The sequence below is a fragment of the Bradyrhizobium sp. 172 genome, from assembly GCF_023101065.1.
GTDB classification, from domain to species: domain Bacteria; phylum Pseudomonadota; class Alphaproteobacteria; order Rhizobiales; family Xanthobacteraceae; genus Bradyrhizobium; species Bradyrhizobium canariense_D.
The window spans coordinates 3,988,325-4,002,904 of the sequence record NZ_CP064701.1 but is presented as its reverse complement, the minus strand read 5'-3'; the positions used below and the strand labels follow the sequence as shown (position 1 = coordinate 4,002,904).

13 protein-coding genes, 1 tRNA gene and 2 pseudogenes are annotated in these 14,580 nt (G+C 63.5%); 4 read left to right on the top strand and 12 right to left on the bottom strand.

The annotated features are described in order from the left end of the window. Positions 1-27: 27 nt before the first annotated feature. The gene (locus IVB07_RS19390; RefSeq protein WP_247338831.1) at positions 28-288 is read right to left on the bottom strand and encodes a PepSY domain-containing protein; all 261 of its coding nucleotides are present in this window, start codon (positions 286-288) and stop codon (positions 28-30) included. A gap of 210 nt (positions 289-498) precedes the next feature. Between IVB07_RS19390 and ligD the strand changes: the two are divergent. Continuing rightward, a pseudogene (ligD, locus tag IVB07_RS19385) lies at positions 499-1,402 on the top strand (non-homologous end-joining DNA ligase). 1 nt (position 1,403) lies between these two features. Further along, positions 1,404-1,736, top strand: coding sequence for a hypothetical protein (locus IVB07_RS19380; RefSeq protein WP_247374886.1), 333 nt, complete (start codon positions 1,404-1,406; stop codon positions 1,734-1,736). Between the two features lie 227 nt (positions 1,737-1,963). On the opposite strand, the gene IVB07_RS19375 is transcribed toward IVB07_RS19380, so the two are convergent. After that, complete coding sequence (locus IVB07_RS19375) at positions 1,964-2,254, bottom strand: hypothetical protein (RefSeq protein ID WP_247374883.1); 291 nt, start codon at positions 2,252-2,254, stop codon at positions 1,964-1,966. Positions 2,255-2,819: 565 nt separating this feature from the next. Here IVB07_RS19375 and IVB07_RS19370 point away from each other — a divergent pair. Both IVB07_RS19370 and IVB07_RS19365 read left to right on the top strand, forming a co-directional pair. Further along, the gene (locus IVB07_RS19370; RefSeq protein WP_247338837.1) at positions 2,820-3,212 is read left to right on the top strand and encodes a response regulator; all 393 of its coding nucleotides are present in this window, start codon (positions 2,820-2,822) and stop codon (positions 3,210-3,212) included. A gap of 157 nt (positions 3,213-3,369) precedes the next feature. Then, entirely contained in the window at positions 3,370-3,672 is a 303-nt protein-coding gene (locus IVB07_RS19365; protein WP_247374880.1) for a hypothetical protein, read from the top strand. Positions 3,673-3,826: 154 nt separating this feature from the next. Here IVB07_RS19365 and IVB07_RS19360 read toward each other — a convergent pair whose 3' ends face one another. The 10 genes and pseudogenes from IVB07_RS19360 to pncA all read right to left on the bottom strand — a co-directional run bounded on the left by IVB07_RS19360 (position 3,827) and on the right by pncA (position 14,394). Beyond that, positions 3,827-5,056 carry an integrase arm-type DNA-binding domain-containing protein gene (locus tag IVB07_RS19360; protein ID WP_247338840.1) on the bottom strand — a complete coding sequence of 410 codons (1,230 nt, stop codon included), beginning with the start codon at positions 5,054-5,056 and terminating at the stop codon, positions 3,827-3,829. Between the two features lie 161 nt (positions 5,057-5,217). Beyond that, positions 5,218-5,307, bottom strand: a tRNA-Ser gene (locus IVB07_RS19355). A gap of 282 nt (positions 5,308-5,589) precedes the next feature. Next, positions 5,590-5,913 carry a hypothetical protein gene (locus IVB07_RS19350; protein ID WP_018457887.1) on the bottom strand — a complete coding sequence of 108 codons (324 nt, stop codon included), beginning with the start codon at positions 5,911-5,913 and terminating at the stop codon, positions 5,590-5,592. Between the two features lie 238 nt (positions 5,914-6,151). Beyond that, on the bottom strand, positions 6,152-8,002 hold the full coding sequence (ilvD, locus tag IVB07_RS19345; protein ID WP_018457888.1) for a dihydroxy-acid dehydratase: 1,851 nt from the start codon (positions 8,000-8,002) through the stop codon (positions 6,152-6,154). A 245-nt stretch (positions 8,003-8,247) separates the two neighbouring features. Then, a pseudogene (locus IVB07_RS19340) lies at positions 8,248-8,334 on the bottom strand (ABC transporter permease); the annotation flags it as partial. A gap of 362 nt (positions 8,335-8,696) precedes the next feature. Continuing rightward, positions 8,697-9,950: a DUF1236 domain-containing protein gene (locus IVB07_RS19335; protein ID WP_247767777.1), complete on the bottom strand. Its 1,254-nt coding sequence runs from the start codon at positions 9,948-9,950 to the stop codon at positions 8,697-8,699. Positions 9,951-10,042: 92 nt separating this feature from the next. Beyond that, positions 10,043-10,429 (bottom strand): GrlR family regulatory protein, encoded by a 387-nt coding sequence (locus IVB07_RS19330; protein WP_018457891.1) that lies wholly within the window; start codon positions 10,427-10,429, stop codon positions 10,043-10,045. A 14-nt stretch (positions 10,430-10,443) separates the two neighbouring features. Then, a complete protein-coding gene (locus IVB07_RS19325; RefSeq protein ID WP_018457892.1) occupies positions 10,444-12,477 on the bottom strand; it encodes an NAD(+) synthase in 2,034 nt (677 codons plus the stop codon). A gap of 146 nt (positions 12,478-12,623) precedes the next feature. After that, positions 12,624-13,739, bottom strand: a complete 1,116-nt coding sequence (locus tag IVB07_RS19320) for an alpha/beta fold hydrolase (protein ID WP_018457893.1) — start codon at positions 13,737-13,739, stop codon at positions 12,624-12,626. Between the two features lie 16 nt (positions 13,740-13,755). Next, complete coding sequence (gene pncA, locus IVB07_RS19315) at positions 13,756-14,394, bottom strand: bifunctional nicotinamidase/pyrazinamidase (RefSeq protein ID WP_018457894.1); 639 nt, start codon at positions 14,392-14,394, stop codon at positions 13,756-13,758. Between the last annotated feature and the right edge of the window lie 186 nt (positions 14,395-14,580).

The window sequence follows — 14,580 nt, the reverse complement described above, 5'->3', positions numbered from 1 at the left end:
TGCCTGAGTTGGCGGGCTCCCACGGCGTCAATCATCTTGCTTCTCTGAGGTGATCTGACCAGTCCGTGGATCGGCATGGAACTCCATCTTCTTGCCGCCCTTGATGCCTTCACCCTCCCAATGGCCATCATCGGCTTCGAGCTTCGTAACCTGCGAATAGCCAGATTGCATAAGCTTTGCCTGGACCTGTTCCATGGGCATCCAATCTGGCCCAGGCTGATCAGCGTAGGCGAATGGGGGGGCCAACAAGATCGAGGCCAAAGCGGTAGCGGCGGCGAGTTTGCGCATAAATCGTCTCCTATCCGGGTCACCTGCAACGAGGCGAGCGAGTATTCGTTGCTTCAGGGTTTGCTGAAAAAAACGTCAGCGTTGTCGCTCTGCGCCATGAAGCTCCACTGGGCGATGCTGCAACATTTCCCGACCGGTCCAACTTCGGTCGGGGAACAAATTCACCAAGCGAGACTCCAGTCCCTGTGTGTTGCGTCGTGGAGTTTGTCAGTGGCGTCTCAGCGTAAGAAGGCAAGCGCGATTGGGGTGAAAACGCCGTATCCCGGCTTCATCGAGCCGCTCCTCGCCCAGATGGTCGAGCGGGTTCCGCGCGGGGAGCGCTGGCTCCACGAGATCAAGTACGACGGCTACCGCGCCCAGCTCCACATGGTGCGATAAAGGTTTACACCTGGCGCGGCCACGACTGGACCAAGCGCTTCCGCAAGATCGCAACCGACGCCGACTTGATCGGCGTCGGCTCCGTGATCATCGATGGCGAGGTCGTCGTTCCTGGCGAAGGCGGCAAGACCGACTTCTCGATGCTCCAGAACAGCCTCAGGGGGACCGCCGAGAACATCGTGATGGTGGCGTTCGATATGCTGTACCTCAACGGGCGAGACCTTCGGAGGGTGCCGCTCGTCGACCGCAAGGCCCTGCTGAAGCCGGTGATCGCGGGCACCGCGATCGAGCTCAGCGAGCACTTCGAGATCGGCGGTGCCGAGCTATACCGCGGGGCCTGCAAAGCAGGGCTGGAGGGCATCGTCTCCAAGGTCGGCAGCTCGCCATACGCGGCGACTACTGGGTCAAGACCACCTGCGCCCACCGCGAGACGCTGGCCATCGCCGGGTTCGCGCTGGACGGCAGCAAATGGGACGGCCTCTTTGTCGGTCGACACATGGGCGATGAGTTCATCTACGCCGGCAAGGTCGACCACGGCTTCGACAAGGAGTCCGAGACCGAGCTGCGGAAGCTCCTGAAGCCGCTGATCAGGAAAACGCAACCCTACACGAAGCGGGTGTCGCACAAGGGTTTCTGGGTCGAGCCGAAGCTCCTCGCGGAGGTCGAGTATCGGGGCAAGTCCGCCGAGGGCAAGGTCCGGCACCCGTCCTTCAAGGGCATCCGGGAGGACCTCTGATGTGCGCCTGACTCCCGCCGAGCAGATCGAGCAGAGCTACGACCTCGCCATGATGGCGCTGGCCGACTACCTCACGCACGAGCGCGATGCCACGGCCACCATCGACGCGCTGATCCGCATTCTCGATCGTGACAGCCTGCGCGATGCCTCACCGAGGTCATGGTCGACGCGCGGGTGCATCCGAGGCCAACATCGGATGCCCCGAAGGTTGATCCATGAACTGCGCCGCCTGCCAAGATACTGGCTGGGTATGCGAAGCCCACCCGGACCACTCTTGGGATGGTCCACACGCCTGCGGCTGCGGCGCAGCCGGCGATCCTTGCCCCCGCTGTAATGCTTCCTCGGAAGCCGACCGACCGCGACCGCCAGCGGGCTTTCGGTTCAGCTTCGGCCGATTGGCGGATCTGGCCCGGTTCTTCCGCAAGACATAGGAGCCGGTGTGATCTGACGCGAATATTGCCGCCAAGCCTGAGACGCCGCCCGGTCCTACTTGCGGCACAAGATAGAGAGGCCCGCTAGCGTGAACCAGCGAGCCCGTGCTCTAGCTCGGCCGCGCTTTGATTAGGACCAATGGCCGGCGCTAAGCCTGTCTAACAGCGGCGTCTTACCGCCTCGAAACGCCGGTGCATCCAGCGAGACAAAGCCCGGGTCTACGCTGTCCTCTTTCCACGCTGCGCGCACAAATATTTTCGCGGCTTGCCCAACGTCCTCTGACTTCACTTCGCCCAACCATAAGGCTATTGCCAGCATGACAACGGCGTCTCTGCGAATATGGGTCGGTACTGATCGAGAGATTGTCTGATCGGCCAGCGTGAACAGTGGATCTGTCGGCGCCGCGATGACGCCGGTCAATGTCGGCTCTCGCAGGTTGGTCACGCGAATGATGGATGACCTTCACTCGGAGAGCCACAACGTCTGCTTCCGGGTGATGACCCGACCAAGGTGAAGCAGTCTGCTATGGGCAGCTTGTGACCCAAGCGGACGACGAAGTCCGGTCAGCCGTGGCGGGCTCACAACCAGTTTTGAGATCACCTTTGTTCTCACCTGCCCTAGATATCTTTTGATACAACTTGGTGGCTGGTGGTCGGCTAGGCTCGCGCCCATGGGCCAACATTCACTTTGCACGGAAACCCCAAATTGTTCATCCTGCGACGTCGCAATGCGATGGTTCAGGTCCGAACTGGTTCGTCACCCGACAGGATCGGTAACGGTCCACGAGTTTATATGCGCGAGTTGCGGCCACGCGGAATACACCGACCGGTACCTTCTCACCCGGGAGTGGCGCTCTCGGCCGTCTTAGGAGCAAGCCGCCGAAGACCAGCTGACGCTCTGCCCCTGCTGCTTAGTTTCAGGCGCGGAACTTATGTGCACTTTGGAACTTGGCATGGGCCGCAGGAGCGCGTCGGAGGCAGGGTAAGTGGAAAATACTTTATTGCTGGTCCTTGTGGTTGAGGACGAGCGATTAATTCAAGAATTGGTTGAAGCCGCGCTTACGGAAGGTGGATTTGAAACGGAGATTGTTGGCTCTGGCGAGGAAGCGATCACGCTGCTTCAAGACGACGCGACGAACTATCGCGCGCTGCTTACCGACATTCACTTGAAAGGCACGCTCACCGGCTGGGATGTTGCGAAGCGCGCCAGAGAAGTCAATCCAGAGATACCGGTGGTCTACATGACCGGGGCGGCGGCTAATGAGTGGCCGTCTCACGGCGTGCCGAATAGCCTTCTTTTGAACAAGCCATTCGCGCCTGCACAGGTCGTCACGGCCGTGTCTCAGCTGCTCAACGAGATGCCCCCGCCACATGATTAAGCCGCGCCCCAGTTAGACCGGAAGTTTGCAGTGAGCGTTGGACCGACGCTTTTGACCCTCAGCGGACCTAACGAGGCACGCCTTTGCGTACCCGGCTCTCAGGAACGATGAGAACCTCACGTATTTGATATTGGGAATTGCGGATATTGTAACCGAAATGTTCAACCTTTCCAGGCAGCCGATAAAGATGCGCAAGGCGGACGACCTGCACGACCGGGCCTTGCAAGTCGCGGCAGACACCTACCGGCTAAATTTATTTAATCAGCTTACGGGGCGAACGACCCCCAAGGGACCATCTGTCAGCGATGGTGAACTCACCGAAGCCATACGCCAAAGCTTCACGCACGTGAGCGATGGACGGTTCCGAGAAATGATCGAACTATCGACCGACGCTGCCCTCGAAGCCTACGAGAGGGTTTCTGCTGCCTTCAAGTTTTCCCGTTCCCGGCGCTCCAACTGATTGCCTCCCTCGCGGTGCCGATAGCGAAACTGGTCGGAAAGCCAGAACCCGAACTAGTCCTAGCAACGCGCTCGCTAACGTCGGCTCTTGGGCCCTTAGCCGACCATTTGGCGAGCGCTTTGCTAAGTCGGCTCCTTGGGGTAGACCGGACGCCCTACGCTGTTCTCCGGTCATCCAAATCGGCCACGCTGGCGCCGCTCAGGAATGCGGCCCAGTCCTTCATTAACGCCCGGCGCTTCTCCAACTTCTGGCCTCGCTGATAGGCTGCAGTGGTTTCACTTTTGTATTTGTGAGCCAGCGCGGCCTCGCGTACCCCGTCCGGATAGTCGGTGCATTCCTCAGCCCAAGTTGCGAAGGTCGACCGGAAACCGTGCACTGTCACATGCCCGTAGCCGAGACGATCAAGTACCGCGAGCATCGCGTTTTCGGAGAATGCTCCACCCTCGGGATTGGTGAAGATAAGTTCGCCTTGACGTCCGTCTCGCATCTCGTCGAAGACTGCCAACGCGGGATCGGTCAACGGAACGTAATGGTCTTGATCCATTTTCATTCGCTCGCCAGGGATCTTCCAGGTCGCGCTTGGGCGATCGATCTCCAACCAATGCGCTTCAACCGCCTCGTTCGTGCGGCAAGCTGTGAAGATCAGGAAGCGCAGCATTGCGGCAGCAATCCCGGGCGCGCCGGCAAGGAGTTTCATGAACGCTGGCGCCTCAGTATAAGGCAAAGCTGGATGATGGCGGACGACCCGCTTGGGGCGCTTTGGCAGCTTTTCGCGCAACTGCCTCGTTAGCTCGGCCGGGTTGCGGAAGTCCGGGTCGTCGATATCGACGTTCTTCGCGATGATCGTTTCAATCCGACCCCGGACCCGGTTCGCAGTCTCGCGCTTCTCCAACCAGATCGGCTTGAGCAGATCGTGGATGTGGCTTGGCTTGATCTCCGGGATCGTCAGCTTCCCTATGGTCGGATAAGCGTAGCGCTTGAGAGAAGAAGGCCATTGGTCGCGATGCTTCTCGCTCCAGGTCGACCAGTTCGTCCGGATGTAGACCTCCGCGCATTCCTCGAACGTCGGCAAGACGACCTTGGCCTCGACGGCTTTCGCCTCTTCGCGCGCCTGCCGCCTCTCCTGCACAATGTCTACGCCGGCGGTGCTGCGATCGCCCTTCACGCGCAGCCGCGCTGCATCGCGTGCCAGCCGCGCATCCTTTAGCGACACATCTTTTAAGGAGCCGAGCCCGTGCCAGCGCTCCTTGCCATCTTTCCAGAATCGGTACGACCAACTTTTCGATGTTGGTCCTGTAACGATCAAGTAAAGCCCACCGCCATCGGCGTATTTGCCGGGCTTGGTTTGGCGATCGACGTCGAATGGTTTGAGCCTTCCAGCCATTGTTCCCCCAGGAAAACCGTCCTCCGAACCCACGGTCAAAATCTACGGTCAGCGACCTGACTAGGATGAACCCCGGCGAACTGCGAAGTACAGCGGTTCGGCGCAAGTCACTGATTTTGCTGTGGAGTTCGAACGACTGCGAACAGAGGAGAACAATATACTGGCGGAAGGGGTGGGATTCGAACCCACGGTACCCTTGCGGGCACGCCGGTTTTCAAGACCGGTGCCTTAAACCACTCGGCCACCCTTCCAAGTTCGGAATTGCTGTCGCTTAACGCAGTCGACGGCGCATGGCAACGCGAAGTTGGCGCCCGCCCCTTCCCCGGCATCGGATCTGTCAGGCGAGCGTCAGCCTGTTCCCTTACCCTATGCCCTCTCGGCGATCCCGGACACTGGCGACATCTCCCAGGGCGTCGCCGGTTGCGAGGCCCGGTTTGGAGTCGCCTCCGTTTCCGGGCCTCGTTTGCTGGCTGCAAAGAAAAGCGGCACCCCCGTTGGGAGCGCCGCTTGAATTCTTCGTAAGCTAGCTTGGCTCAGTTCCCGCAGGAGGCACAGTTCATCTGCACCGGGGCGTAATAGGAATAGCCCGGCTGGACCATCTCGACGCGCTGGCGCGTGGCGTATTGCGGCGGGATGCGCTCGTACTGGACGCTCGGCGGCGCCACCATCACGGTCTGCGGCACCATCACGGTGCGGTACTGCGCCGGTGCGCGGTGCGCCACGACGGAGCCGGGCGACACCATCACGGTCTCGTCGACGGTGCGGTATTGCGGCTGCACGTATTGCTGCTGGTAGCAGGTCGTGCACGGCGGCGGCGTGTAGCAATTGTAGCAGCCGGCGGAAGCCGCGCCGGTCATTGAAATCGCAGCGACGACTGTTGAGAAAACGACAGCGAGAGTGCGAGACATTATTGTGGTGCCCCAATTGCCCGAAACGGATTTGCGAAGATCGATGGCAGTATACGCCGCAAAATTCTGAGCTGCCGAAGTTCATCGGGGCATCCTTAATGCAAACGGCCGGCTTGCGCCGGCCGTTCAGAACTTGTTGACCATGCGCGATGCGTGATGCTTGCGATCACACCCGCACGTGACGCACTTACTTCGAGCGCCGCTTCACCTCGCGCACCGCGCCGCGCGCGGCGCTGGTGGTGAGCGCGGCGTAGGCCTGAAGCGCGGTCGAGACGTTGCGCTTGCGGCCGATCGCCTGCCATGCGGCATCGCCCTTCGCCTCTTCCGCGGCGCGGCGCCTGGCGAGCTCCTCGTCGGAGACCTCCAGCGTGATGCTGCGGTTCGGGATGTCGATGGCGATGCGATCGCCGGTCCTGACCAGACCGATGTTGCCGCCTTCGGCCGCTTCCGGCGACAGATGGCCGATCGACAGGCCCGACGAGCCGCCCGAGAAGCGTCCGTCGGTGACGAGCGCGCAGGCTTTGCCGAGGCCCATCGATTTCAGATAGCTGGTCGGATACAGCATCTCCTGCATGCCGGGACCGCCGCGCGGGCCTTCATAGATGATCACCACGACCTCGCCGGCAACGACCTTGCCGCCCAGAATGCCTTCCACGGCGGCGTCCTGGCTTTCGAATACGCGGGCGGGGCCTGAGAATATCAGGATCGAGGCGTCGACGCCGGCGGTCTTCACAATGCAGCCGTCCTGCGCGAGATTGCCGTAGAGCACGGCGAGGCCGCCGTCCTTGCTGAAGGCGTGCTCGAGGTTGCGGACCACGCCCTTCTCGCGGTCGGTATCGAGCTCGTCGTAGCGGCGCTCCTGGCTGAAGGCGACCTGGGTCGGGATGCCGCCGGGCGACGCCCGGAAGAAGGTGCGGACAGACTCGCTCCTGGAGCGCTTGATGTCCCAGCGCTCCAGCGCGTCGCCCATGTTCGGCGCGTGCACGGTCGAGACCGACGTGTCGATCAGGCCGGCGCGGTCGAGCTCGCCCAGGATGCCCATGATGCCGCCGGCGCGATGCACGTCCTCGACATGCACGTCGGCGACCGACGGCGCGACCTTGCAAAGGACAGGCACGCGGCGCGATAGCCGGTCGATGTCGCGCATGGTGAACTCGACCTCGCCTTCATGGGCGGCCGCGAGCAGATGCAGCACCGTGTTGGTCGAGCCGCCCATCGCGATGTCCAGCGTCATCGCGTTCTCGAACGCCTTGAAGTTCGCGACATTGCGCGGCAGCACGCTAGCGTCGTCCTGCTCGTAGTGGCGGCGCACGATATCGACGATGGTGTGGCCGGCCTCGACGAACAGGCGTTTGCGATCGGCGTGGGTTGCGACCACCGTGCCGTTGCCGGGGAGCGCAAGGCCAAGGGCTTCCGTGAGGCAGTTCATCGAATTGGCCGTGAACATGCCCGAGCACGAGCCGCAGGTCGGGCACGCCGAGCGCTCGATCACCTTGACGTCCTCGTCGCTGACCTTGGAATCGGCGGCTGCGACCATGGCATCGATCAGGTCGACCGCCTTGGTCTTGCCCTGCAGGGTGACCTTGCCTGCCTCCATCGGTCCGCCCGAGACGAACACGGCAGGGATGTTGAGCCGCAGCGCCGCCATCAGCATGCCGGGGGTGATCTTGTCGCAGTTGGAGATGCAGACCATGCCGTCGGCGCAATGGGCATTGACCATGTACTCGACGCTGTCGGCGATCAGCTCGCGCGACGGCAGGCTGTAGAGCATGCCGTCATGGCCCATGGCGATGCCGTCGTCGACCGCGATGGTGTTGAACTCTTTCGCCACGCCGCCGGCCTGCTCGATCTCGCGGGCGACGAGCTGGCCGAGGTCCTTGAGATGGACGTGGCCGGGCACGAACTGGGTGAAGGAGTTGACGACCGCGATGATCGGCTTGCCGAAATCGCCGTCCTTCATGCCCGTCGCGCGCCAGAGGCCGCGGGCGCCCGCCATGTTGCGGCCGTGGGTGGTGGTGCGGGAGCGATAGGCTGGCATGGCGGTTTCCGTCCTCGGTTTGGCTGGCAGGGCGGGGCAAATTTTCGAAGCCGCCTCAGGCCTTTCCGGCCGGATAGCGCACGGGGGGAACGCGCGCAACGGGAACTTGGGCCGGACAGGGCTCCCCTGCTCCCGGCGCGTGGGCACCGGCGGTCTCAGCCGTCATGCCCGGGCTTGTCCCGGGCATCCACGTTCTTGATGCGGAAAGGTCGTGGATGGCCGGGACAAGCCCGGCCATGACGGAATTATTGCAGTTCGGGATCGAGCCAGTCGCCGATCACGGAGACCGGCAGCGTGGTCACGACGATGGTGGTCGCCGGTGCCGGCATGATCAGGGCCACATGCGCTCGCGCGCTTGCATTGGTTTCAGGCAACCGCGCGTGCAGGCGCATGCACCGCGAAAATTCAAGCGCGATGAAATCCGTAGTGATCCGGAATGGAATCCTATTCCGATGTCGCGTACATCGCGGGACATCGATCGGCGGCCTTCCAAGGGCATCACCCTCTGATCGCGCACCACGGGGTTGGGGGACCACATGGGGCGGGGGGATCAAAGGCTGGGGCAAGGTTACGAGGTCCGGACTCCTAGGCACTCCGGACCTCGGGACTTTCTAGTTTGAACGTGATTTCGCGCCGCCGGCTTGATCAGCCGTGCGGCGCGAAGTCGTTTTGGCGTCGTTATGCCGACACGGCGCTAGCGTGTCTGCGGCTCGATCGTCACCGTGCAGTCGCCCTGCCCTTGCGTCGCGACCACGATGTTGCCCGCGGGAGCGCCGAGGGCGATCGGCGCGGATGAGCCGCCGCCGGGCATCTGGACAGTCACGCTCAGGGAGTCCGTTCGCGCGCTCGAGCCCACGGTCGAGGGTTCTGCCTGGGCCACATTACCCGAGGCGTCACGCCGCATGATCTGGCAGTTCACATTGCTGCCCCCGGCGGCCGCCATGCTCGATGAGGTGCCGCCGCTCATCTGGGCGCGGGCTCGTGAGGGGTCGCGGGGCACCTGGCTGACGATGCGATGCGTCCGCGGCTCCACAATGACGACGTCGTCGCCCGTCGAAAAATATTCGTAGTCCCGATACTCGGGCTCGATCGCGACGATCTCGGGCGGAAGCCTGTGGAGGCGCACGCGCGAGGGAATGGTTTCACCGACCCGGATCGAGATGTTCAGATTACGCTCCGGCTCCGCCAGGCGTGCGCGGCTCACCGTTTCGGAGATCCGCACCTGCTTCTCGGACGTCACCTGAGTCTGCTGATTGGCCTGCGTGTTGGTCTGGGGCGTCTGATTGGCTTGATTGGTCTGCGTGCCTGAAGTGGCAGGCGCGGTCTGCGCATTGTTGGTCGGGGCCGTCCGGTTCGTGTCGGTCGCTGTGGCCGGTCGGTTGTTCTGTTGCGCCGGCTGCTGCTGCTCGGCCGCGTTGCGCGGCGGCTGGGTCTGGTTGCGCTCGTTCTGGTTGGCCGCAGCTCCCGTGCGCTCGTTCTGCTGGCCAGACGTGCCGGACTTGGACTTCTCGGACTCGGCCGTTGATTTCTGCGGCGCGGACTTGTCCTGCTTCGTCTCGGCGCTGTTCTTGCCGTCGCGTCCCGGTTTCGGGCTCTCCGCCTCACGGTTGCGATCGCGCGAAGGCTCACGAGATTCCTGGGCCTGATCCTTCGACTTCGGCTGGTTGCGCTCGGCAGAACTGGCCGGCTGGCGCTTGTCGTCACTCGCGTCCTGCTTGGCAGCGCCGCCCTTCTCCTCGCGGCCCGCACCCTGCAATCGCTCCTGGGCGCCCTGCGCGCGCTCTTGAACCCGTTCTTGGGCGCCGCCGCGTTGCGGCCCGGCACCTTTCGCCGGCTCCTCGGTCCGTCTCGGCTCGTCCCTTCGCTCACCGGGCGCCTGGGCGTAGGCGAAGCCGGAAGCAAGCATCAGTCCGATAGCCGCGGTCGATAACATCAAGTGCTTGCGCATGGTCCCTCTCCTGGAAAATTCGCAACAACAGACGCGAACGTTCTGTGGGTGCGAAGGTTCCTGATCAGGAACGAGGGCTGATCACGCGGGTCTCACATCGGGTCCTTCAGCGTGAGCCGCGCCGTGAATGTCACGCTGGTCTTGCCAACCAGCGCCATGCCTTCGACTTCGGCGCCGTCGGCGGAATAGTCGCCGGAAAAGCCGCAGGTCACTTCCCTGCCGCCGAACGCGAGCGGCTTGCCGACGGCCTCGGTGTGCTGATTGACGGTCATGTCGCCACGCCATTTCCCGTTCCGGAAGGTGTAGCTGCCGGTGTAGTAGAAATAGCTGTCGCCGCCCATGATGCGGCCATCGCAGAGCACGACGACGCCTTTGGCCTGGCCGCGCTTGCCGTCGCGCATCTCGATCTCAAAGATGTAGAGGCCGTTGAGGACCTTCTGTGGGTTGCCGCCCTGCTCGAGCCCATCGCCGGCCGACATCGCTCATCTCCCGTTCAAACCGGCACATTCCGCTCGAGATCTTCAAGCCACGCCGCAGCGCTCGAATCCGACGGCGCACGCCAGTCGCCGCGCGGCGACAACGAGCCGCCGGCCGAAACCTTGGGTCCGTTCGGCATCGCCGAGCGCTTGAACTGGCTGAAAGCGAAGAAGCGGCGCAAGAACACCTCCAGCCAGCGGCGTATTTCCTTGAGATCGTAGGCCTTGCGCTTGTCGGTCGGAAATGCCGGCGGCCACTCGCCCTGGGCAACGTCTTTCCAGGCCTGCAGCGCCATAAAGGCGATCTTGGACGGCCGCATGCCGAACCGCAGCGTGTAGAACAGGTTGAAATCCTGGAGCTCGTAGGGGCCGACCGAAGCTTCCGTGCTCTGCGGCTTCTCGCCGGGCTCAGCCGGAACCAGCTCCGGCGAGATTTCGGCCGACAGGATCGATCCAAGCGTTTGGTTGACGTCGTCGGTGAACTGCTTGGAGGCAATCACCCAGCGGATCAGATGCTGGATCAGCGTCTTCGGCACCCCGGCGTTGACGTTATAGTGCGCCATCTGATCGCCGACGCCATAGGTGCACCAGCCCAGCGCGAGTTCGGAGAGATCGCCGGTGCCAATCACGAGGCCGCCATGATGGTTGGCGAGCCGGAACAGATAGTCCGTGCGCAGACCCGCCTGCACATTCTCGAATGTGACGTCATAGACCTTCTCGCCCTTGCCGAAGGGATGGCCGATGTCCTTCAACATCTGCGTCGCCGTGGTGCGAATGTCGAGCTCCTGCCAACTCGTCTGCAACGCCTTCATCAGCGCCAGCGCATTGGTCTTGCTGTCGCTGCCGGTGGCAAAGCCCGGCATGGTGTAGGCGAGAATGTTCTCTCGCGGCAGGCCAAGAAGGTCGACGGCCTTAGCGGCGACGATCAAAGCATGGGTGGAATCGAGTCCGCCCGAGACGCCGATAACGACGCGCTTGGTACCGGTCGCACGCATGCGCTGGACGAGGCCCGCGACCTGAACGTTGTAGGCCTCATAGCAGTCCTGCTCGAGCAGGCTCTCGTCGCTCGGCACGAACGGAAAGCGCTCGACCTTGCGCAGGAAGCCGATATCGGCGGCCGGCGCCTTCAGGGCGAAGCCGACTTTTCGGAAGAAGGCTTCGCGCTGCCGGCGATTGTCGTCGAACGTACCCATCAGCGCGCGTTCCTGCCTGAGCAGGTCGAGATCGACGTCGGCCAGCGTGATCTGGCCGCCCTGGCGGAACCGCTCGCCCTCGGCCAGCAGCACGCCGTTCTCGTAGATCGAGGTCTGGCCGTCCCAGGCCAAATCCGTGGTCGATTCTCCTGCCCCGGCCGCGGAATAGACGTAAGCCGCGAGGCAGCGGGCCGACGTCGATTGGCACAAGAGCGCGCGCGAGCGGGCGCGGCCGATCGTGATCGGGCTGCCCGAGAGATTGATCAGCACGCTCGCGCCCGCAAGCGCGAGCTCGGAGGCCGGCGTTACCGGGATCCACATGTCCTCGCAGATCTCGACGCCGATGGTCAGGCCCGGAACGTCCTCGGCTGCGAACAGGAGGTCGACGCCGAACGGGGCATGCAGCCCGCCAAAGGCGACCATCTCTCCGACGATGCCGGCGCCGGAGGCGAAATGCCGCCCCTCGTAGAATTCGCGATAGGTCGGCAGGTAGCTCTTGGGCACCACGCCGAGGATCTTGCCGCGATGGATGACGACCGCGCAATTGTAGATCCGATTGCCAAAGCGCAGCGGCGCGCCAACGATCAGGACGGTCATCAGGGACGAGGATGCCTCGACGATGGCCACAAGCCCGCGCTCGACCGCATCGAGCAGCGGATCCTGCTTCACGAGATCTTCGATTGCATAGCCGGACAGGCAGAGCTCGGGGAACACGGCAACCGCCACCGACTGCGCGTGGCAGTCCTTCGCCGCCGCCAGAACCGCAGCTGCGTTGGCCGTGGGATCAGCCACATGAGAGGTGGTGACGCAGGCCGCCACGCGCGCAAATCCGTGGGCATAGATCGAGTGGAAACTCATCGAGCACAGTCCCTTTGTCTCGTCGCGACCGGCCTCCGCCGGCTCTGGACTCCATTTAACCCATCGACATGGCCCCGTGCAGGCCATTCAACGGCATGCATAACGGATTTGCAGCTTCGCTGCCCGGCCGTGCCCTTGAGGCAGTCTCAGGCTCTGCGCGCCAGCATGCCGGGCAGATCGTCGCGCAGCCACTCGGCGATCCGGGGCCAGGCATGGGCGTGGGTCCGCGCGCCCATGAACAGGCCAAGATGGTTGCTGGGCTGGGAGGCCGCCGCAATGAACGCCGGCGGTGTGCCGAGCAAGCCGGCGGTGGCGAGCGCCTGCGCAGCCGGCACGACGTCGTCATCGAGTCCGGCCAAAAGGAAGACCGGCGCCTTGACGTCCTTCAGATCAATCCCGCGGCCGAGTGCCGTGAACTGGCCGCGCGCGATCCGGTTCTCCCGGAAAATCCAGTTGACGATCTCGAGATAGTAGGTGCCGGGCAGATTGAGGGGCTCGGCATTCCAGCGCTCGAAGCGTGCCAGCAGCGCCGCACCGTCCTCGCCGGAGAGGTCGCTCTGCAGCGCCGTCGCGATGTCGTCGCGGCTCGGTGCCTTCGACCAGAGCCGCAGCATCTCTTCGCCGCTGACATTGCCGCCGCCGCGGGCGACGAGCTGGTCGTAGACCATCTCCGGCGCGTTGCGGGCGAGCTGCGACAGCCTGGAGTCAATGGAGAGGTCGACGGGCGCGCCAGCCAGTACCAGCCGCCGCACCTTGGCGGGAAAGCGCGCCGCATAGAGCAGCGAGAGCCAGCCACCCTGGCACAGGCCGACGAGATCGACCGGCGCGCCGATTTCGTCGATGGCGACGTTGAGATCACCGAGATAGCTGTCGATCGAGAGATAGCGCATGTCGGGTGCGGCCGAGCGCCAGTCGGTGAGATAGACCCGGTCGATGCCGCCATTTTGCAGGGACTGCACAACGCTGTGGCCGGGCGCGAAGTCGGCGATCAGGGCCCGGTGCAGCGCATAGGGCGCGCAGACCAGTGCCGGCTGGCCGGCCCCCGTCCGCGCGCAATTACGCAGGCGCATGGTCGCAAGCTCCAGCGCGACGGAGTTGGGCGTGGTCCAAGGCAGGCTGCTGTCGGCCAGCTCCGACGGGCCGCGCTCGAGCCATCCAAAGCAGGCGTCCATGGCAATCCGCGCCGCAGCGAACGGCCACAGCAGCGGGTCATCCGGGACCGGCTCCGGTGCGCGCAGCTGTTTGCCGGTCTTCTCCGCCATGGCTATCCCACGGTCCTCACAGGAAGGCCTCGAAGCTGACGAGCGAAATACCGCGCTCGCGAAAACTCTGATGGGTCGCGGCCACCGAGCCGTCGAGATCGATGCCGCGGCAGGCGTCCTCGATGACGGCGACCTCGAACCCGGCCTTGCGGGCATCGTCCGCCGAGAAGCGAACGCAGAAGTCGAACGCGAGGCCGGCGACGAAGACGGTGTTCAACTCGCGTTCGCGCAAATATCCGAGCAGGCCGGTCGGCGTTGTCCTGTCGTTCTCGAACAGCGCCGAATAGGAATCGATGCCGCGCCGAAATCCCTTCCGCACCACCAGATTTGCGCGGGTGACGTCGAGATCGCGATGAAATTCGGCGCCTGCGGTGCCCTGCACGCAATGGCTCGGCCACAGCACCTGGACGCCGTAGTCGAGCACGATGGTCTGGAACGGCTGTTTGCCCGCATGGTTCGGCGCAAAGGAGACATGATCGCGGGGATGCCAGTCCTGGGTCAGCACCACATTGGCGAATTTTTGGGCGATCCGATTGATGGCGGGGACGACCTTCTCGCCGCCGGGCACGGCGAGCGCCCCGCCCGTGCAAAAATCGTTCTGCACGTCGATGACCAGCAGCACGTCGCGGTCGGAAATCTTCATCGCAAGGTCCATTCCAGGCCATCCGCGCGAGCGGCGCCGAAGGCACGTCTGCAGTGTCGATCTTCCCGGGCTGCTTCGCAACCAACGAGAAGGTGCGGCGATCTGCGCGAATGCGCCCCGTCGGTCCCGGGATGCAACGGTTTGGGCTGATGCGTGTTGACTAGATCCACCCGGGGACGGATTCTGACAGCCGTTCGC